Source organism: Streptomyces sp. DH12, from assembly GCF_020873895.1.
Classification (GTDB): Bacteria; Actinomycetota; Actinomycetes; order Streptomycetales; family Streptomycetaceae; genus Streptomyces.
The window spans coordinates 1-607 of sequence record NZ_JAHWGT010000459.1 but is presented as its reverse complement, the minus strand read 5'-3'; the positions used below and the strand labels follow the sequence as shown (position 1 = coordinate 607).

Sequence of the window (607 nt, the reverse complement as noted above, 5' to 3'; positions counted from 1 at the left end):
GAGATGGTGAACATGCCGTTCGACAGGCCCGCCCAGGTGGCGACGCCGTAGCCGCCGATCTCGCCGGCGTCCGCCATGCCCTCCAGCTCCTCGAATGCCTCGGTCAGCATCCGCGGCGGACCGGTCCGGTCCGGCCGGCCGTGTTCCGGATTGTGGACGAAGACCAGGTCCGGGACGCGGCCGAGGCGGGCGCGACTGCGAGCGACCTGCCAGGCGATGTAGGGCCGTGTCAGGCAGTGGCCTCGATCGCCGTCGTACGGCAGCGCCCCGGCGGCCCACGCGGCACGCCAGTCGGAATCGGGGACGAAGCCGACCTTGGTCGAGACCCGTACGTGGGGACACATGCCGAGGACCGGCCGCAACGAGCTCTCAGCCGTGCCGAACGCGTAATTCGGCGCCGTGTCGACCCATGTCACCCCGGCTTCCACGGCGGCGGCCACCGACTGTGCCACGTCACGGCACCGGTACGTTCCGGCGGCCAGCTGTGCGCTCATCCGGCTCGCCCCACGGCCGCGACCTCGCCGTCCACCAGTTCGCTCACAAGGTGCGCCACCTGCCCGACGCGAAGGCCGGCCGCTCGGGCGAGTGCGTCCAGGCGGTGACGTCC

The 607-nt window shown here is 72.2% G+C and carries 1 protein-coding gene; it reads right to left on the bottom strand.

Annotation, left to right across the window (positions count from 1 at the left end; translation table 11 throughout):
- On the bottom strand, positions 1-494 hold a 494-nt coding region (locus LPA54_RS35165), incomplete at its 3' end, for an aldo/keto reductase (protein ID WP_228984661.1).
- Positions 495-607 lie beyond the last annotated feature (113 nt).